15 protein-coding genes are annotated in these 18,837 nt (G+C 54.9%); 6 read left to right on the top strand and 9 right to left on the bottom strand.

From position 1 onward, the window contains the following. Window positions 1-123: 123 nt before the first annotated feature. Window positions 124-1,359 carry an Nramp family divalent metal transporter gene (locus K7B04_RS22720; RefSeq protein ID WP_065355849.1) on the top strand — a complete coding sequence of 412 codons (1,236 nt, stop codon included), beginning with the start codon at window positions 124-126 and terminating at the stop codon, window positions 1,357-1,359. 90 nt (window positions 1,360-1,449) lie between these two features. Continuing rightward, on the top strand, window positions 1,450-2,997 hold the full coding sequence (locus K7B04_RS22715) for a hypothetical protein (RefSeq protein ID WP_223803085.1): 1,548 nt from the start codon (window positions 1,450-1,452) through the stop codon (window positions 2,995-2,997). Here the strand turns inward: K7B04_RS22715 and K7B04_RS22710 are convergent. The 5 genes from K7B04_RS22710 to mgrA form a co-directional block, all read right to left on the bottom strand. Further along, window positions 2,990-4,204, bottom strand: coding sequence for an amidohydrolase family protein (locus K7B04_RS22710; RefSeq protein WP_223803084.1), 1,215 nt, complete (start codon window positions 4,202-4,204; stop codon window positions 2,990-2,992). The two genes, K7B04_RS22715 and K7B04_RS22710, sit on opposite strands and share 8 nt — an antisense overlap. Continuing rightward, window positions 4,194-5,546, bottom strand: coding sequence for an adenylosuccinate lyase family protein (locus tag K7B04_RS22705; protein ID WP_163446094.1), 1,353 nt, complete (start codon window positions 5,544-5,546; stop codon window positions 4,194-4,196). The genes K7B04_RS22710 and K7B04_RS22705 overlap by 11 nt, the downstream gene beginning before the upstream one ends. A gap of 17 nt (window positions 5,547-5,563) precedes the next feature. After that, entirely contained in the window at window positions 5,564-7,123 is a 1,560-nt protein-coding gene (locus K7B04_RS22700; RefSeq protein WP_064543735.1) for a PTS transporter subunit EIIC, read from the bottom strand. 169 nt (window positions 7,124-7,292) lie between these two features. After that, window positions 7,293-7,616 (bottom strand): DUF2502 domain-containing protein, encoded by a 324-nt coding sequence (locus K7B04_RS22695; RefSeq protein WP_163449396.1) that lies wholly within the window; start codon window positions 7,614-7,616, stop codon window positions 7,293-7,295. A 125-nt stretch (window positions 7,617-7,741) separates the two neighbouring features. Further along, complete coding sequence (gene mgrA, locus K7B04_RS22690) at window positions 7,742-8,740, bottom strand: L-glyceraldehyde 3-phosphate reductase (protein WP_223803083.1); 999 nt, start codon at window positions 8,738-8,740, stop codon at window positions 7,742-7,744. A gap of 172 nt (window positions 8,741-8,912) precedes the next feature. Here mgrA and K7B04_RS22685 point away from each other — a divergent pair, with 172 nt between their 5' ends. Further along, a complete protein-coding gene (locus K7B04_RS22685) occupies window positions 8,913-10,571 on the top strand; it encodes a thiamine pyrophosphate-binding protein (protein WP_223803082.1) in 1,659 nt (552 codons plus the stop codon). Here K7B04_RS22685 and K7B04_RS22680 read toward each other — a convergent pair. Further along, window positions 10,568-11,806 carry an ion channel protein gene (locus tag K7B04_RS22680; protein WP_167575293.1) on the bottom strand — a complete coding sequence of 413 codons (1,239 nt, stop codon included), beginning with the start codon at window positions 11,804-11,806 and terminating at the stop codon, window positions 10,568-10,570. The genes K7B04_RS22685 and K7B04_RS22680 overlap by 4 nt on opposite strands. Window positions 11,807-12,051: 245 nt before the next feature. Between K7B04_RS22680 and glk the strand changes: the two genes are divergently transcribed. Further along, the gene (glk, locus tag K7B04_RS22675) at window positions 12,052-13,017 is read left to right on the top strand and encodes a glucokinase (RefSeq protein ID WP_163449400.1); all 966 of its coding nucleotides are present in this window, start codon (window positions 12,052-12,054) and stop codon (window positions 13,015-13,017) included. Between the two features lie 57 nt (window positions 13,018-13,074). Here glk and K7B04_RS22670 read toward each other — a convergent pair whose 3' ends face one another. Beyond that, window positions 13,075-13,812 carry a LytTR family DNA-binding domain-containing protein gene (locus tag K7B04_RS22670; protein WP_064543751.1) on the bottom strand — a complete coding sequence of 246 codons (738 nt, stop codon included), beginning with the start codon at window positions 13,810-13,812 and terminating at the stop codon, window positions 13,075-13,077. A gap of 12 nt (window positions 13,813-13,824) precedes the next feature. Continuing rightward, window positions 13,825-15,522, bottom strand: a complete 1,698-nt coding sequence (locus tag K7B04_RS22665) for a sensor histidine kinase (RefSeq protein WP_163449401.1) — start codon at window positions 15,520-15,522, stop codon at window positions 13,825-13,827. Between the two features lie 391 nt (window positions 15,523-15,913). Here K7B04_RS22665 and alaC point away from each other — a divergent pair, with 391 nt between their 5' ends. Beyond that, window positions 15,914-17,140, top strand: a complete 1,227-nt coding sequence (gene alaC, locus K7B04_RS22660; RefSeq protein WP_163449402.1) for an alanine transaminase — start codon at window positions 15,914-15,916, stop codon at window positions 17,138-17,140. Window positions 17,141-17,204: 64 nt separating this feature from the next. On the opposite strand, the gene ypdK is transcribed toward alaC, so the two are convergent. Next, the gene (ypdK, locus tag K7B04_RS22655) at window positions 17,205-17,276 is read right to left on the bottom strand and encodes a membrane protein YpdK (protein ID WP_100249902.1); all 72 of its coding nucleotides are present in this window, start codon (window positions 17,274-17,276) and stop codon (window positions 17,205-17,207) included. Window positions 17,277-17,741: 465 nt separating this feature from the next. On the opposite strand from ypdK, the gene blaCTX-M reads away from it, so the two are divergent. Next, entirely contained in the window at window positions 17,742-18,617 is an 876-nt protein-coding gene (gene blaCTX-M / locus K7B04_RS22650; protein ID WP_223803081.1) for a CTX-M family extended-spectrum class A beta-lactamase, read from the top strand. Window positions 18,618-18,837: the final 220 nt, after the last annotated feature.

The following is an 18,837-nucleotide window of genomic DNA, read 5'->3' as shown; positions in this document are numbered from 1 at the left end:
TCCAGTCTGGCTATTGGTTCCGGCTATCAGAATAATCATTATCACCTTGCTTAAATGAACTTGATAATCATTCTCATTCTGTTAGCCTAAAACATAGCAAAGGCTATGTTTTTGAGGCAGAGAATGACAAACAGTCGCATTGAAACTAACAGCTGTCGTACCGCACGCCGTATGCGGCTGGCGCTGATGGGGCCGGCATTTATTGCCGCGATCGGCTATATCGATCCGGGCAACTTTGCGACCAACATTCAGGCGGGCGCCAGCTTTGGCTACCAGTTGCTGTGGGTGGTAGTGTGGGCCAACCTGATGGCGATGCTGATTCAGGTGCTTTCAGCAAAGCTGGGTATCGCCACGGGGAAAAACCTCGCGGAGCAGATTCGCGACCATTACCCACGACCGGTGGTCTGGTTCTACTGGGTGCAGGCGGAAATTATCGCCATGGCGACCGATCTTGCCGAGTTTATCGGTGCGGCGATCGGCTTTAAGCTGATTCTGGGCATTTCGCTATTGCAGGGCGCGGTGCTGACCGGGATTGCCACCTTTTTGATTCTGATGCTTCAGCGCCGTGGGCAAAAACCGCTGGAAAAAGTTATCGGCGGCCTGCTGCTGTTTGTGGCTGCAGCCTATATCGTTGAGCTGGTGTTCTCTCAGCCCGCGCTGGCGCCGCTGACCAAAGGCATGCTCTTGCCATCGTTGCCAAACGGCGAGGCGGTCTACCTGGCGGCGGGCGTGCTGGGGGCAACCATTATGCCGCACGTTATTTATCTTCACTCATCGCTGACCCAGCATCTGCACGGCGGCAGCGCTAAAGAGCGCTATCAGGCCACCCGCTGGGACGTCGCTATCGCCATGACCATCGCCGGCTTCGTGAACCTGGCGATGATGGCGACCGCCGCAGCGGCTTTCCATTTCCACGGACATACCGGGATTACCGATCTCGATCAGGCCTACCTGACGCTTGAACCGCTGCTCAGCCATGCGGCGGCGACTATTTTTGGCCTCAGCCTGATCGCGGCCGGTCTCTCCTCTACGGTGGTGGGTACGCTTGCCGGCCAGGTGGTGATGCAGGGCTTTATTCGCTTTCACATTCCGCTCTGGTTCCGCCGCGCGGTCACCATGCTGCCGTCGTTTATTGTCATTCTGATGGGGCTGGATCCGACGCGTATTCTGGTGATGAGCCAGGTGCTGTTGAGCTTTGGGATTGCGCTGGCGCTGGTTCCGCTGCTGATTTTCACCAGCGACCGCAAGCTGATGGGCGAACTGGTCAACACGCGGTGGATTAAACGCCTCGGCTGGGCGATCGTTGCGGTGGTGGTGGCGCTGAACGGCTGGCTGCTGCTGGGAACCCTGCTGAATTAATTGCCCGATTGCCGTGACCCGCGACAGGTCACGGTTTTTCTGGCGTTTTTTCGTTACGCTGTGTTTTGCGTTTAACCTCAGCGAACGTTCATGAACTCTTTTGATCTCTCTTTTCTCAAATACCTTCAGGATAACAGCCCGCTCGCGGTCGATAGCGCGGTGCTGCGCTTTGGCAAAACGCTTTCCACCCTGAAGCGAACGATGAAAGAGCTTAACGAACTGCTGCCGGATGAAGCGCATCTCCATCAGGATAATGCGTTTATTACGACCGGCATCACCTACAGTGATTACATCCAGTTTTTACAGCGCGTGCGTTTTAACCGCTATCTCACGACCGGTGAAGAGCGCGTTCAGGATCTGTTTGTTGCGCTCTGTCTGCACGATGTGGTCAATAAAAATGAGTACTATAAAAAGTTCTATGTCAGCGCCGGGACGGTGAAAAACGATAATCCGCTCATGCTCAACCGGGTGCAGGAAAGTGGGTTAACGCTGCTGAGCATACCGAGAAAAGGTTCGCAACTGGTGGGCGATGAATTCAGCCTGCGTCTGGCAGCCTGTATGTCGATTCTGAAAACCGTCGAGATCGGTACCGGTCATCAGCTGATTGCGCATCAGGCCAACGAGCCTATCAATCGTTCCATTGCCGAGCAGTTTCTCCATGAGTGTGCGCAGGAGATTACCCAGGCGGCGGCCTATTATGAAAAGGTCATCAGCCCGGTGATTCACCTTGGCTACAACGGGCGGAAATATCTGCTGGTCTATCTCAGCCTGGCGCTACAGCGCATTCGTCGCGGACGGCGAATCAACGACAGCTCGGCGGCAGCATTCCTGACCACCTATCCCTATCGCGTGTTGGCGGAGAAAGATGAAAATGCCTGCCTGGATATGCTCATCGCCTCACTCACCTTTACCTGGCGTCCCTTTACGCTGTACGACGTGCGGCTGATCGGGCACGTTAAACAGGCCTGCGAGGAGATGTCCCGCGGTCTGAATGCGACGATTCACAACCACCACGCCTGGTTTGCCGAAATTTACCATTTTATCTACGCGGCGATTGTGCAGAACAAACTGCGCCTGTGGTTTGATGATAAAAAGCTACACGATGTACAGCGCCGCTACCCCGACCTTTGGCAGCACGTCCAGCGTGCCCTGCGCGAAATAGAATCGTGTTGGCAGATGTCGTTTTCCGCGATTCATCTGGCGACCCTGGTGCTGATTATCAAAAAGCACGAACTGAAAAATCGGGTAGTGGGGGATGTGAAAAAACGCGTCATCATTGTGACCAACTCCTCAGAGAGTAAAGTGGGCTACTTCAAAGAGGTGCTGCTCTCGCGTTTTCACATTGAGGTGCTGGCCTGCGTCAACATCAACGAACTGGACCGGCTCCAGCAGCAGGATTTCGACCTGCTGATTGCCTTTACCAACAAAATTGCCAGTCACCTGCGTCATGCTCAACTCAGCTATGTGAAGGTGAATTTCTATCTGACGCAGGACGATTTTCAGCTGCTGCGCGAGCACGGGCTAAGCCCGGCGCGCAAAAAAATACCCGTTGACGCGTTCGTGCAACAGGTACAGGGGATGAGTCCGCAGGCGCTAAAAGCCTTCCTTGAGCAGCAGTACGGCGACGTCTTTATTTAGCCAGCGGCTGGCACACGCCACGACACCACACCGCTTGCAGTTCTTGCTGGTCGTCGAGCACCAGAATATCGGCATCTTTGCCCGGCGTCAGGCTACCTTTGCGATCCGCCACGCCCGCGAGGATGGCGGGGTTGAGGCAGGCTATCTGCGCCGCTGACACCCAGCCGTGCTCCAGCCGGCCAACCACGTTTTTGACGGAGTCGAGAAAACTCATTTCCAGCTTGCGGACTTCGGGCCAGTCTTCGGCGCTGATGGTGCGTGTGCAGCCGTGGCAATCGGTAATTTCCAGCGACTGCTGGCGGATACGAAATGTCTCCTGGCGCAGATAATGATGAAATTCGAAGCCTTCGGGAAAATCGACGTAACCAAGGCAATCGCTCATCATTACCAGCCGACGATCCTTTTTCAGCCGGTAGAGGATGTCGAAAACTTCCGGGCGCAGGGTAATTCCGCTTTGTTTTGCCACTTCGGCGTAGGTGTCTTCATAGTACATCAGTGCACCCACCACGCCAGGCTCGCGGTGGTGCAAGCCGCGCATGGCGCTGAAGGCGTGGGTAAAATGGCTCAGACCCGCAGTAATCGCCTCGCTGATTTCGTCAAACGTGGCATCCGTATGGCCCGCCGAAACGGTGACGCCGGATTGATGCAAATGGCGTATCAATGCCAGTGCGCCGGGAAGCTCCGGGGCCAGCGTCATCAGGCGAACATGGCCGCGCGCGGCGCGTTGATAGCGTTCGAACCCGGCGATGCTGGGGGGCTGAACGCTGTCCAGACGCTGCATCCCGATAAATTTCGGGTTGATATATGGGCCTTCCATATGGATGCCTACCGCTTCAGCGCCGTCGGCGGGCGTGGCTTGCGCGATCCATTCGGCGGCGGTAGCCAGGCTTTGACACAAGAAATCCTCTGGCTGGGTGGCTGAGGTGGCAAGCCAGGCCGTCACGCCTGCATACACTAAATCTTCACTCATGGCGCGTAGCGAGCCCCGTTCACCTTTCCAGGCAAATGATCCTCGCCCCCAGCCGTGTACGTGAATATCGACAAACCCCGGCATCAGCATCGCATCGTGATAGTCGATGACGCGCCCGCGGGGTGTCTCATCGATGCCAGTAATTTTATCGCCGCAGATGTGAAGGTAGCCGGAGCGTATTCCGTCCGGCGTCACAATTCGCTGACTGGCGAGAGAGAGCAGGGCATCACTCACCATGGGCCTCCTGTACGCGTGCGGCGGTTTCCAGCGCTATCTCTGAGCACAGCCCGATGTAGTGCGAAGGGTCAATCAGCGCGTCAATTTCCGCCTCGCTGAAGTTCTGCTGAATCACCGGATCCTGGCGCAGCACCTCCCCGTAGGGAATACCTTCATGAGTGCTGCGCATGGCCAACTGGTAAACGCGCTCATGCGCAGCATCTTTGCCGAGCTTCGCCACCAGATGCATCATGATTTTTTCGCTATTGATGAGGCCGTGGGTCAATTGCACGTTTTGCTGCATCCGCTCGGGGTTGATGACCAGCGTGCGGGTCAGTTCCTCGGCGCGCATAACGATCTCGGCGATGCACTCCATGCTCTCCTGAATATTGCCATCAAAGATAAAGTAGGCCGAGCTATCTGCTTCGAAGGGGCGTGGGCTGACGTACAGGCACGAGGTATGTACGGAATAAAGCTTTTGTGCGTTAGCGATAATGCCTTTCGCCAGTTTCGGGTTGACCTTTTGCGGCATGGTGCTGCTGCCGACGGTCCCTTTGGTAAAGGCTTCGGACACTTCGCCAAACTCTTCGCTTGAGGTCTGGTAAACCTCTTCGGCAATTTTGTGCAGGGTGGTGGCAAGCAGGCACAGGTTGCTGATGTACTCGGTGCGATACACGCGCGAGTTGCGCGATGGAATGGCCATCGCGTGCATGCCTAAGGCTTTCGCTACGCTCTCCTGTACGCGTCGTCCGGTTTCTCCGGTCGCGTGAAACGCGCCGACGGCGCCCCCCATCATCACGGTGAAGACCCGTTTTTCCGCTTCTTGCATACGCTGCTGGGCGTTGAGTAACTCATCAATCCAGACGGCGGCTTTGTATCCCCAGGTGATCGGCAATGCATGTTTGCCGTGGGTGCGTCCGGCCATGAGCGTGGCGTGATGCTCGCGCGCCATGTGGGCCAGATTGCGCAGAATGTCATCCACGAACCCCTGCAGCAGGACGTTGAACTGTTTTGCCAGATACAGCTGGGCCGTTTGCTGAATATTCTGCGTGGTGACGCCATAGTGCACATACTTGCCGCTTTCGCTGTCGCAGGCTTTAACCAGCACTTTGATCATCGGTACAAAGCCATGGCCAATTTCGCGTAACAGGCGTTCCATTTCAGCCAGGTCGATATTCTCAACCCGGCAGTTGGCGGCGATATTCGCCGCCGCGCTGGCCGGAATCATTCCGTGCTCGGCCTGCGCCAGCGCCAGCGCGGCTTCAACATCCAGCCATGACTGCACTCGAGCCTGCTGACCGAGCAGTGCCTTCATGCCGCGGTCGTCAATGGTTTTACTTTTTGAATCATACAGTGCGCGCATTGCCGCCTCCTGGTTGTTTATTTCGCGCCGACAATACGGTCATCAACCGCGTTGCGAACAAATTCTACGTGTGGGCCAAAGACCACGTGCACATGGTTGCTGGAGGGAATAAAGGTTCCCAACGAGCCGGATTCTTTGAGGATATCCATGTTGATTTTCTTCTGATCCTGCAAATCGATGCGCAGACGAGAAACACAGTTTTCGACGCGTTTGATGTTATCCCGGCCGCCGAGACCTTCAATCACCATGGCGGCGACTTTGTCGTACTCTTTATTGTTCAGTAAGGTGCTATCGGCAATTTCACTTTCACGGCCCGGCGTTTTGATATCGAATTTACCGATTGCAAAACGGAACACGAAATAAAACACGACGAAGTTCACAATACCGAGAAGAATTAAATTTACCCAATGCGTATTTTCGTACATCAAGCCAAAAATGCCGAAGTCGAAAATGGTACCGCGAATATAACCGATGGAGACTTCCAGCATCTGTAGTGGGATAGTGAGTAACCCGCACAGCACCGCATAAACGATAAACAGTTTTGGCGCTATAAACAGGAAGGAGAATTCCAGCGGCTCGGTAATATTCCCCAGCATGGCCGTGAGAACGACGGTGAGAATCATCCCTTTGGCAAATTTCTTGTTTTTGAAATAAGCCATATGATACATCGCCAGGCCGATGGCGGGCACGCGGAACAGGGTCGTCAACATCTGCGAGGAGGCCAGGTAGCTGGTCAACGTAGGCATATATTCTTGCCACGCAGGATGTGAAGGGCCCAGTTCAAAGAGGATCTTATTCATGGCAGGCAAAATGCCGACGTAGGTTTGCCCATCAATAAGGTAGGTACCGCCCGCGGCGGTGAAGCGTACGGTGGAGCTCAGGACGTGATGCAAGCCGAACGGTATCAGCAGACGGTTAAGCGTCATGTAGATACCGGCACCAATGTCCGGCGCCATCATAATGGTTGAGACGGCGCGCATTCCTGCGGTGAAAAGATCCCAGATAAAGGGGATGATCAGCCCAACCGGAATCGCAAAGGCAATTGCCAGAATCGCCACTGATTTCTTGCCGCTGAAGAATGCAAAGGCCAGAGGCAACTGTAGTCGATAGAAGCGGTCGGTGATTTTGGCCGCCAGCAGGCCTGCGATAATACCGCCTAAGGCCTCGATTTTTAGCGTCTGGACGCCGAGCACCATGCCCTGGCCCACCAGTGAAAGATCCTCTTTCGCCAGGGTTCCCGCGAGCTTCAGATGAACGTGCATGGCAATCAGCAACGTTAAATAGGCGACGACCGAGGCAAATACCGCAATGCCTTTTTCTTTTTTCGACATGCCGTAGGCAACGCCCATCGCAAATAATAATGGAATATTATTAAAAACGACGCTGCTGATTAAACCCAGAGACGATAAAACAGCTTTGAAAATATCATTTCCCAGAAATGGGAGTTTATCGATCATATAGCTCTGGCCAAGCGCCGAGCTGATTCCCATTACCATCCCGACGGGAGCTAATACCGCGATAGGTAACAGTAGTGAACGACCGAATGTCTGAATTTCATTTTTAAAATTAGCATTCATGATGTTAATCCTGACGTGAAATATCTTGAGGATAAGATACTGGCAGGATTTTTTTGCTCAAGGGCAAATGCTGATAAATAAGAAGCGCAGGATTTGACCATAAAAAAAGAGCCCGTAGGCTCTTTGATTGGTTATTCAGGCATAGCGTGCTGTGCCTGAATAACCGAAATTAGTGGCGACCATGTCCGTGGCCGTGTCCATGACCGCGCCCGCGTCCACGATGGTCATCACGGTCGCCCCAACCGTCGCGATAGCCACGTTCGTAGGCTTTATTACGTTTATCCCAACCGCGGTGCCAGCCGTTGTCGTGGCGATACCAGTGTTTATGCCAGTAATCGCGGTCGCGCCAGCGGCCGCCATCCCAGTAGTTACCGTAATTATCGCGATCGCCAATTTGTAATTTTATGGATGGCAGCAGGGTGATTTCACCAGCATTAGCGAACATCGGGGCCGATGCTAACAACACTGCCGCCAGAATCAGTGACCTGAACATACTTCTCTCCTATACGATCGTGGCCAGAAAGGCCTGTTAACGCAATATTACAATTCGGTAAACACTCGAATTATTGGGTTAACTCTTAAACCGCCAGGAGAGAGCACTTTTTGCTAAAAATGCTGTTATTTTATGCTGCGCAAAATGGCATCAATTTCGGCACACTCTGAGGCGCTGAAATGACGGTTTGCCAGCATACCCACCGCATCGTCCAGCTGTGAAATTTTGCTGGCGCCAATCAGAACCGAGGTGACCGCCTGTTGACGCAGTACCCACGCCAGTGCCATCTGCGAGAGTTTTTGTCCACGCTGTTCCGCCAGTACGTTCAGTTGGCGAACGGCCTCAAGCTTGCTATCGGTGAGCTGTTCTGGCTTGAGGAAGATGCTACCGCTCGCGGCGCGAGAATCGGCGGGAATGCCGTTCAGGTAACGGTCGGTAAGCTGCCCACCGGCCAGCGGCGAGAAGGCGATACAGCCGACCCCTTCCTGCTGTAGCACATTCAACAGGCCGCTTTCCACCCCACGTTCCAGCATGGAGTACTTCGGCTGATGAATAAGGCAGGGGGTGCCCAGATCGTTGAGTATGTCAATTGCCTGCTGTGCGAGTTCCGCCGGGTAGTTGGAAAGCCCAACGTACAGCGCTTTGCCCTGACGGACGACGTGATCCAGCGCGCGCATGGTCTCCAGTAACGGCGTTTCAGGGTCCGGGCGATGGTGGTAGAAGATATCCACATACTCAAGCCCCATGCGCTTCAGACTCTGGTCAAGGCTGGAAATCAGATACTTACGTGAACCCCAGTCGCCGTAGGGACCGTCCCACATGGTGTATCCAGCCTTAGTGGAAATAATCAGTTCGTCGCGGTAAGGGCGAAAATCTTCACGCAGAATGCGGCCAAAGTTACTCTCAGCAGAGCCGGGAGGCGGTCCATAGTTATTGGCGAGATCGAAATGGGTAATACCCAGATCGAATGCGTGGCGCAGCAGCTGGCGGCTGTTCTCTACGTGGGTTTCATCGCCAAAGTTATGCCACAGCCCCAGTGAAACCACGGGAAGCTTGAGGCCGCTGTTGCCGCAGCGCTGAAACTTCATGGTCTCGTAACGCGCGCGACTTGCCTGATAAACCATTGTGTCCTCCAGAATATCCGCTTGTGTATACGCTTACACTAGCGAATGTCCATCGACTCGTACACAGCTGAAATCTGTAAAATTTGCTTTCCAGACGACTTTCTTATCAATACTGGACACGCTTAACACTTCTTCAATACTCAAAGAAATAACCGGCTGAAGGAGTGGCACCATGGCTTCGTCCTATACCGTGGCAGATTACCTGCTTGACCGTCTGGCTGACTGCGGCGTCGAGAGTCTGTTTGGCGTACCTGGAGACTACAATCTCCAGTTTCTTGACCACGTCATTGCTCACCGCACGCTTCGTTGGGTGGGCTGCGCCAACGAACTGAATGCCGCCTATGCCGCCGATGGCTACGCGCGAATGCAGGGCTGTGGTGCACTGCTCACCACCTACGGCGTGGGTGAACTGAGCGCGCTGAACGGCGTGGCCGGTAGCTTCGCCGAGCACGTTCCGGTGCTGCATATTGTCGGAGCGCCCTGTACCGGCGCACAGCAGCGTCGCGAATGTTTGCACCACACGTTAGGCGACGGCGACTTCGATCATTTCCGCCAGATGAGTGCGCCAATTTCCGTCGCCCAGGGCGTGCTGACGGCGCGCAACGCCTGCCAGGAGATCGACCGCGTGCTGCAGGCGGTGATGCACCATCGTCGACCGGGCTATCTGCTGCTCCCCGCCGATGTTGCCGCGTTGCCGACGGCGAAACCTGTAAGCGCTCTCACCGCAGCGCCCCAGGTATCGGATACGGCCCAACTTAAGGATTTTGTTAAACATGCGCGCGGCCTGCTGGAGGGATGTCTGCATGTGTCGTTGCTGGCGGACGTGCTGGCTCATCGATTTGGTCTCCAGGCGACGCTCAATCAGTGGATGCGTGCGCATCCCATTCCGCACGCCACGCTGTTGATGGGGAAAGGGCTGTTTGATGAACAACAGCCAGGGTTTGTCGGCACGTACAGCGGCGGGGCGAGCCTGCCGCAAACGCGTGAAGCGATTGAGGATGCCGAGGCGATCATCTGCGTCGGCACCTGTTTTACCGACACCATCACCGCAGGCTTTACTCACCGGATTGCGCCGGAAAAATCAATCGAGGTACAGCCGTTTTCCGCTCGCGTAGGCGCCCGTTGGTTTAGCGGTATTGACATGCAGGCGGCGGTGGATGCGCTAATAACGCTGAGTGAAGAGTTAGCCCCATGGCACACCGATGTCCGGCGGATATCCTCGCCGACGGTGCTCGACACCGGGCATCTGACCCAGCGTCACTTCTGGCAAACGCTGCAGAAATACCTGCAACCGCACGATATTGTGCTGGGCGATCAGGGGACGGCTGCCTTTGGTATCGCGGCATTAACGCTGCCCACCGGCGCCAATTTGCTGGTTCAGCCGCTGTGGGGATCGATTGGCTACACGCTACCCGCCGCATTCGGCGCACAAACGGCGTGCCCGGACCGGCGCGTGGTGCTGGTGGTGGGGGACGGTGCGGCGCAGTTAACCATTCAGGAGCTCGGCTCCATGCTGCGGGACGGGCAACGGCCGCTGATCCTGCTACTCAATAATGAGGGCTATACGGTTGAGCGTGCGATTCATGGGCCAGAGCAGCGCTATAACGAGATCAGCCTGTGGAACTGGACCCAACTGCCACAGGCACTGAACCTCGACAGCCAGGCCGAATGCTGGAAGGTGAGCAACGTCGTGCAGTTGAATGACGCGCTGGCGCGTGCTGCGCGCCGCGACAGGCTAATGCTGCTGGAGGTGATGCTCCCCAAAATGGACATCCCTCCGCTGCTTAAAGCCGTTACCGACGCGCTGGAGGCGCGAAATAGCGGCCGTTAATCCTTACGCTTACGCGGCACCATCATCGTGGGTTTCCCCGCCAGCAACAGCCAGGCGGGGAGCATCACGATACACAGTAGCGGCAACAGCGTGGTATCCGGTACGACCACCGCAGCCATAAACAGGCTGAGCCAGGCATCGCGGGTGACCACCAGCACTAATCCCATAATGGCGCAGGAAACGGTAATCGCGGCCGGCACCGCTTCAACGTGCGCATGCAGCATCAAACCCAGCGCCACGGCGACAAAAACCGCCGGGAATATGCGCCCGCCGCGGAAGCCGCAGGCGGCAGCGACGACCAGCGCCGCCAGTTTACTCAGTGCGAAAAGCATGTAGTCGCCTGCGCCGAAATTTTGCCCGGCAGTCAGCCGCTGCATTTCATCGAGCCCTTTAAACAGCGTTAACGGACCGCCAATCGTGCCGATAATCCCCAGCACAAATCCCCCAACGCCGAGAATCAGTACCGGATGTTTTAAACGGTGAACTAATCCATGCAGATGCGGCAGGCACCAGACGCCAATCATACCGATAGCGATGGCGATGATAGCCACTATCGCGCCGCTGAAAATATCGACGAGGCGCATCGTTTGATAATGCTCGATGGGCAGCGAGAACTGAGGGTGAAAGAACAGGCCGGTGGTCAACGCGCCGGCGGCGGCGGCCAACAGAGGGGCAAACAGGCGATCCCACAACGGCGCGTCGTTACTGCTGGTTAACGTCTGGGAAAAAATGAGCGCGGCGGCAACCGGTGTTCCGAACAGTGCGCCAATCGTCCCGGCGGCGGCGAGAATCGTCCAGTCAAGCGAGCTGACTCGTGGGAAGAAGCGCGCGCCCAGCGCCACGGCCAGCGCAATGTTGACCGACATAATCGGGTGTTCTGGCCCCAGGCTCACACCGCCCGCGAGCCCGAGGATCAAGGCGATCGCCAGCCCAGGCAGATGGGCGACGGGAACCGCGGCGCCGATCAGCGGCTCGCTGGCGGGATCCGGGCCGGCATGGCCTGGGCTATAGCGAATCACCAACCCGACGACAAGACCGGTCATCGTCAGCATCAGGATAATCCACAGCGACGAATTCATATCAATGCCGAGCGCATTCGGTAGGTTACTCCACAGAAGATGCTGGAGCACCGCAGCGATCTTCATCACCACGATCAAAATCAGGCTGGAGGCGACGCCAATCAATACCGCGGGGATGGAGAGCAACAACATCGTTCGGGCTCGCGGGTGGAGCATGGTGATATCCTTTTTGCTGAATACTGAGTTTACTTTGCATTTTCCTGAGCCAACGTTCAGCGCAAATGGTGCTGAAACGATACGGCTCTACAGGTTATCCCGTTCTGTACCAGTTAAAAAATACGCAAAAAATGTGACCTGGATCGATAATCCTGGGGCGCTCACGTCATCGCCATTGTTGTTGACGCGCCTTGAATTTACAGTGTGGCAAAGATTTATTCTGACTTTAGCGGAGCCGTAACGGAATGACAAAGTTTGCTTTAGTGGGTGATGTTGGGGGCACCAATGCGCGTCTGGCATTGTGCGATATTGCCAGCGGTGAGATTTCGCAGGCGAAGACCTATTCTGGCCTGGATTACCCAAGCCTGGAAGACGTGGTTCGCGTCTACCTCGACGAGCATAACGCGTCGGTGGAAGACGGCTGTATTGCCATTGCTTGCCCGATTACCGGCGACTGGGTGGCGATGACCAACCACACCTGGCAGTTCTCCATTGCGGAAATGAAAAAGAACCTTGGGTTCGCGCACCTGGAAATCATCAACGATTTCACCGCGGTCTCGATGGCGATCCCGATGCTGAAAAAAGAGCATCTGATTCAGTTTGGCGGCACCGAGCCGGTTGAAGGCAAGCCGATCGCCGTTTACGGCGCGGGAACCGGTCTTGGCGTGGCGCATCTGGTTCACGTCGACAAGCGCTGGGTTAGTCTGCCGGGCGAAGGCGGCCACGTTGACTTTGCGCCAAACAGCGAAGAAGAGGGGATTATCCTCGAAGTGCTGCGTGAAGAGATTGGCCACGTTTCCGCCGAGCGCGTGCTCTCCGGTCCTGGCCTGGTGAACTTGTACCGGGCTATCGTCAAGTCGGACAACCGGGTGCCGGAAAACTACAAGCCGAAAGACATAACCGAACGCGCGCTGGCAGACACCTGCACTGACTGTCGTCGCGCGCTGTCGCTGTTCTGCGTGATCATGGGCCGTTTCGGCGGCGATTTGGCGTTGACGCTGGGCACTTTCGGCGGCGTGTACATTGCGGGTGGCATTGTGCCGCGCTTCCTCGAGTTCTTTAAAGCCTCCGGCTTCCGCGGCGGTTTCGAAGACAAAGGTCGTTTCAAAGACTACGTACACCCGATCCCGGTGTATCTGATTATTCACGACAATCCGGGCCTGCTGGGTTCTGGCGCGCATCTGCGTCAGACGTTGGGTCAGGTGCTGTAATACACAAAGCCCGGGGCGTTCCCCGGGCTCTTTCTGCCGCCGATGTCCCGTCAGTGGCTACAAATGCATGATCTGCCGAAACTCTTTTACCTTACTGCGGCTCACCGGCACCTGAAACTCAAGGTCGCGCAGGCGCAGAATGTAGGTGTTATTAAACCACGGCTCTATCTCGCGAATTTTATTCAGGTTCACACAGAACGAACGATGGCAGCGAAAAAAGTGGCTACTCGGTAGCTTGCTGCAAAACTCGGTGATGTTCATCGGCATCACGTACGATTCGCGGCGGGTGTAGACGAAGGTCATCTTCTCGTGCGCTTCAGCGTAGTAGATATCGCTGATCGGCGTCACGATGATGCGCTCATCTTTTACCAGGTTGATGGTGTCGTTTTCCCGCGGCGCGCTGGGGCTGCTGCTGACGATGCTCGATTGCTGCTGTTGCCAGGCCGCCTCCAGTTTTTGCAGCATACTGACGATGCGTGATTCCTGGTACGGCTTCAGAATGTAGTCGAACGCTTCCAGCTCAAAGGCTTCCACCGCATGCTCTTTCCACGCGGTGATAAACACGATAAACGGCTTGTGAGCAAACTGACTGATGTTCTGCGCCAGCAGCACGCCATCCAGCGACGGAATGTTAATGTCGAGGAAGATTGCGTCCACTTTGTTGTGCTGCAAAAATTTCAGCACGTCCAGACCGTCGTCAAAGGTGCCGACAATCTCCATCTGACTGTGCTGCTGAATCAGCCAGGTTAGCTCCTGTTGCGCCAGGAATTCATCTTCGACAATGATGACTTTCATGGGGACTCCGGGTTAAGGCAATAATGTGGCAGTCGCCGGAACGGCCGTGCGCTGGTTTGGAATGTAGAACGCGATTTCGGTTCCTGGATCGAGGCGGCGGATATGCAAGCCCTCGCCGTAGAGCAGTTTAACCCGATGATGAACGTTCAGCAGGCCAATCTTATTGCCGGGCATTTCATTGGCTTCCACCCGCGCGATGACCTGAGGATCGATCCCCGGCCCGGTATCGCGCACGCCAATGCGCACGCGGTTGCCTGACTCGGCAATGCTGATGGTCACCACGCCTTTACCCTTACTGCGCTGAATACCGTGCACGATGGCATTCTCGACCAGCGGTTGGATCAGCAGGCTTGGAATCACGCAGTTCACCTCATCGTCAATATCGTAGATAACGGTCAGCTTGTCGCCAAAGCGCGCCTGCTCAATGGCGATATAGTCCTTAATCTGATACAGCTCCCGACGGATATCTATCTGCTCATCGTCTTTTAATTCAATGTTATAGCGCAGGTAGCGCGACAGATTAAAAATGAGCTGCCGCGCAGTGTCCGGATTGAGGCGAATGGATGATGAAATGGCGTTCAGCGCGTTGAACAAGAAATGGGGATTGATTTTACTCTGGAGCGCGCGCAGCTCTGCCTTATTTGCCATCTCGCGCAGCTGTTCGGCGCGGGAAACTTCCAGCTGCGTGGAGATAATCTGCGACAGCCCAATGGCCATCTCCTGCAACGACGAGGTGATCTGGTGCGCGTGGCAGTAGTAGATTTTCAGCGTACCGGTAATCACGCCTTTCTCCGACAGCGGGATCACCAGCATCGAGTGAATTTCCGGCGTGCGATAGGCTTCATCGTTGTTTTTTATGATGATTTCTCCGTTGTTAATCGCCTGACGGGTGACCGGGCTAATGGAGTCATCGTTATTGTGGTAGTTATCTTCCCCGACGCCGACATAGGCCAGCACGCGTTCGGTATTGGTGATAGCGACGGCGTCGGCGCGAATATCCTGACGAATGATGTCGCAAATCTGCCGCAGAGTGTCGCTGTTAATCTGACGAAACAGCGGCAGCGTTTTATTGGCAATATCCAGCGCCAGCTTAGCCTGACGCGCGGCGCTGGCCTCCTTCTCGCCCTCTACGCTTTGCACCAGCAGGACAATAAAACCGATGCACACGCTGCCGGCAATCATCGGAATGCCGATCTTCGACACGATATCGACGCCGAGCGCGATGGTAGGTGCCCAAACGACCACCAGAATCATGGTCAGGGTTTCGCACAGCATGCCGCCGAGGATACCAATTTTCCAGTGCAGCTCTTTCGGTACCCGACGGTTAATCAACCCCGACAGGATCCCGGCGATAATACTGGTGATAAAACACGGCACGGCGGTAACGCCGCCTGCGTCAATCAGGTAACGGTGGATCCCGGCAATGACCCCGACGATGCCGCCAACCCACGGGCCAAACAGGATCCCGCCTGACATCACCGCGATAATACGAACGTTAACCAGCGAGCCTTCCACCGGCACGCCGGACCAGGTACTGAAGATGGCGAACATCGAGAAAATGACAGTAACGGCCAGCAGCTCTTTCGCCGTATGGGCCGTTTTGTGCAACAGTTCGCGGAACAGGCGGATGCGGATCAGAAAAAAGAGGCAAATCAGCATTAATGCGGCCCGGTCGTAGACCGCGAGCAGCATATCGAATATTTCGTGCATGGGGGCGTCGAATGTTTTCAGTAAAGTCTTATGATAAGTAACCCGGGGGCAGATGACCAGCAGTACGCGGAATAGGGAAAAACCTTAATTTTAAAAGGGGATTGTAGGACAAACGTATTGAACAGGAAGAGATGGCCGCTTCAGGGAGGACTTGAACCACCTGCAATGAAAAGCAATAGATAATTTATTGTTACCATTGTGTTTTATATCCATTGAATCCTTTATTTTAATGAATGATTCTTGTTTTCATTAGTTCCTCTTTTTACCGATACAACATTTTTTCGCTTACCCTCTCGACAGCGCTATTTTTTTCAGGTTATTTTCTGTTCATGCCACATCGGTGGCAGCGTCGCTCGAACGGTTCGGGCGCTAACGTAATCCTGAGGAACCTATGGCTGATTCCAGCTCTGAACGCCGTTTTACGCGTATCGATCGCTTACCCCCGTACGTTTTTAATATTACCGCTGAACTTAAGATGGCTGCGCGTCGGCGCGGCGAGGATATTATTGATTTCAGCATGGGGAACCCAGATGGCGCCACGCCTGCGCACATTGTTGAAAAGCTCTGCACCGTGGCCCAACGCCCGGACACCCATGGATACTCTACCTCACGCGGTATTCCTCGCCTGCGCCGTGCTATTTCGCGCTGGTATCAGGACCGTTATGACGTTGAGATTGACCCGGAAAGCGAAGCGATTGTCACCATTGGTTCGAAAGAGGGGCTGGCGCACCTGATGCTGGCTACGCTCGATCACGGTGACACCGTGCTGGTGCCGAACCCAAGCTACCCCATCCATATTTACGGCGCGGTGATTGCTGGCGCGCAGGTGCGCTCCGTACCGCTGGTAGAAGGCGTCGATTTCTTTAACGAGCTGGAGCGTGCCATTCGCGAAAGCTACCCGAAACCGAAGATGATGATCCTTGGCTTCCCGTCGAACCCGACCGCCCAGTGCGTGGAGCTGGAGTTCTTCGAAAAGGTGGTCGCGCTGGCTAAACGCTATGACGTGCTGGTGGTACATGACCTGGCTTATGCGGATATCGTGTATGACGGCTGGAAAGCGCCGTCGATCATGCAGGTGCCCGGCGCGCGTGACGTCGCGGTAGAGTTCTTCACGCTCTCTAAGAGCTACAACATGGCGGGCTGGCGTATCGGCTTTATGGTCGGTAACAAGACGCTGGTTAACGCACTGGCGCGGATTAAGAGCTACCACGATTACGGTACCTTCACCCCGCTGCAGGTGGCGGCAATTGCCGCGCTGGAAGGGGATCAGCAGTGCGTACGAGATATCGCTGCGCAGTATAAGCGTCGCCGCGATGTGCTGGTGAAGGGGCTGCATGAAGCTGGCTGGATGGTTGAAATGCCGAAAGCGTCAATGTACGTGTGGGCCAAAATTCCGGAACACTACGCCGCGATGGGCTCCTTAGAGTTCGCGAAAAAGCTGCTGCAGGACGCCAAAGTGTGCGTTTCGCCGGGCATCGGTTTTGGTGACTACGGCGACACCCACGTACGTTTCGCGTTGATTGAGAACCGAGATCGCATTCGTCAGGCTGTGCGCGGGATTAAAGCCATGTTCCGCGCAGACGGCCTGCTGCCGTCAGAGCAAAAATCGGCGGGATAATTTTCCCGTCGCAGAAATGCAAACAGGAGCCAGATGGCTCCTGTTTTTTTTGCATTTTTATCGACTAGATCATCAGGGCAAACGTGCCGGCAAAAACGATGACCATAAAGGAAATGCCCATAAAGAAATATTTCACGACTCATCTCTCCGCGTATCTTTTTTCTACGCACTTATGAACGGTGGTGGTACTGCGAGCTGGTAACAACCAACGAAAAAAACGGACCTCTTTCGTGGCTGGCATCACCTCAGAATTCTGTGCTGTTGTGCTCCAGATGGCGCTAATGTACGCCTAAAAATTGGGGGATACAAGAGGGGTTTTTTTATTAATTTTTAGTTACTTACAACTGTCGTGATTCGGCGACACTTTAATTTCATACGGTAATAAATTTCATTTTGGCGACGCTTCGTTTAGCTCTGAACAGGGCTATAAACCCTATTGATTTTACGCCTATTTTTCTGGCGTTATTCCGAAAATGCTTTTCTCACTGACTGCCCGGCAGTGGTCGCAGGGGATTGAGAGGGCAAGCGCATTTTTGTTTTTTACTTTTTGTGCTGACTGTGAATACTTCAGCCACACGGATTCAATTTTCAGGAGTTTGAGATGATGAGACATCGCGTTAAGCGGATGATGCTAATGACAACGGCCTGTATTTCGCTGTTGCTGGGGAGTGCGCCGCTGTATGCGCAGGCGAACGACGTTCAGCAAAAGCTGGCGGCGCTGGAGAAAAGCAGCGGGGGGCGGTTGGGAGTGGCGCTGATTGACACCGCCGATAACGCACAGACGCTCTACCGCGCCGACGAGCGCTTTGCCATGTGCAGCACCAGTAAGGTGATGGCAGTCGCGGCGGTGCTCAAGCAAAGTGAAACGCAAAAGAACGTGTTGAGTCAAAAGGTTGAGATTAAATCCTCGGACCTGATTAACTACAATCCCATCGCTGAAAAACACGTCAACGGCACGATGACGCTGGCGGAATTGAGCGCCGCGGCGTTGCAGTACAGCGATAATACGGCCATGAACAAGCTGATTGCCCATCTTGGGGGGCCGGATAAAGTGACGGCGTTTGCCCGTGCGATTGGGGATGACACCTTCCGGCTCGATCGTACTGAGCCGACGCTCAACACCGCGATCCCCGGCGACCCGCGCGATACCACCACGCCATTAGCGATGGCGCAGACGCTTCGCCATCTGACGTTGGGCAGTGCCTTAGGTGAAACTCAGCGTGCGCAACTGGTAACGTGGCTGAAAGGCAACACCACCGGTGCTGCCAGCATTCAGGCTGGGCTACCCACATCGTGGGTTGTCGGGGATAAAACCGGCAGCGGTGATTATGGTACGACGAATGACATCGCCGTCATCTGGCCGGAAGGGCGTGCGCCGCTTATTCTGGTCACTTACTTCACCCAACCGGAGCAGAAGGCAGAAAGTCGTCGTGACGTGCTCGCGGCTGCCGCGAAAATCGTCACCGACGGTTATTAATTCTAAAAAATGTGGAGCGCTCTGTCGCTCCACTTCCAATTTATGCTCCGGTGTTGACTATTATCTTCGATGTTTTGGCTGCGACCTCTGTATGATAATTAATACTCATCTTTAATGCTGGGTGCTCGTCTTTTCAGGAAGAAAAACTTCCTGTCAAAATGATATATATTCTCGTCATGTCCATGAATTATTGATTTTAAAATAATACCACTAATAATTA

Source organism: Kluyvera sp. CRP (genome assembly GCF_019930565.1).
Taxonomy (GTDB): Bacteria; Pseudomonadota; Gammaproteobacteria; order Enterobacterales; family Enterobacteriaceae; genus Kluyvera; species Kluyvera georgiana_A.
Note: the sequence above shows the minus strand (reverse complement) of the source record. Positions and strands in the feature narration are given on the sequence as shown.

Bases quoted from the DNA above. Each gene is read 5' to 3' on its own strand.
- K7B04_RS22720 (WP_065355849.1), top strand. From the start codon at position 124: ATGACAAACAGTCGCATTGAAACTAACAGCTGTCGTACCGCACGCCGT.
- K7B04_RS22715 (WP_223803085.1), top strand. From the start codon at position 1,450: ATGAACTCTTTTGATCTCTCTTTTCTCAAATACCTTCAGGATAACAGC.
- K7B04_RS22710 (WP_223803084.1), bottom strand. From the start codon at position 4,204: ATGGTGAGTGATGCCCTGCTCTCTCTCGCCAGTCAGCGAATTGTGACG.
- K7B04_RS22705 (WP_163446094.1), bottom strand. From the start codon at position 5,546: ATGCGCGCACTGTATGATTCAAAAAGTAAAACCATTGACGACCGCGGC.
- K7B04_RS22700 (WP_064543735.1), bottom strand. From the start codon at position 7,123: ATGAATGCTAATTTTAAAAATGAAATTCAGACATTCGGTCGTTCACTA.
- K7B04_RS22695 (WP_163449396.1), bottom strand. From the start codon at position 7,616: ATGTTCAGGTCACTGATTCTGGCGGCAGTGTTGTTAGCATCGGCCCCG.
- mgrA (WP_223803083.1), bottom strand. From the start codon at position 8,740: ATGGTTTATCAGGCAAGTCGCGCGCGTTACGAGACCATGAAGTTTCAG.
- K7B04_RS22685 (WP_223803082.1), top strand. From the start codon at position 8,913: ATGGCTTCGTCCTATACCGTGGCAGATTACCTGCTTGACCGTCTGGCT.
- K7B04_RS22680 (WP_167575293.1), bottom strand. From the start codon at position 11,806: ATGCTCCACCCGCGAGCCCGAACGATGTTGTTGCTCTCCATCCCCGCG.
- glk (WP_163449400.1), top strand. From the start codon at position 12,052: ATGACAAAGTTTGCTTTAGTGGGTGATGTTGGGGGCACCAATGCGCGT.
- K7B04_RS22670 (WP_064543751.1), bottom strand. From the start codon at position 13,812: ATGAAAGTCATCATTGTCGAAGATGAATTCCTGGCGCAACAGGAGCTA.
- K7B04_RS22665 (WP_163449401.1), bottom strand. From the start codon at position 15,522: ATGCACGAAATATTCGATATGCTGCTCGCGGTCTACGACCGGGCCGCA.
- alaC (WP_163449402.1), top strand. From the start codon at position 15,914: ATGGCTGATTCCAGCTCTGAACGCCGTTTTACGCGTATCGATCGCTTA.
- blaCTX-M (WP_223803081.1), top strand. From the start codon at position 17,742: ATGATGAGACATCGCGTTAAGCGGATGATGCTAATGACAACGGCCTGT.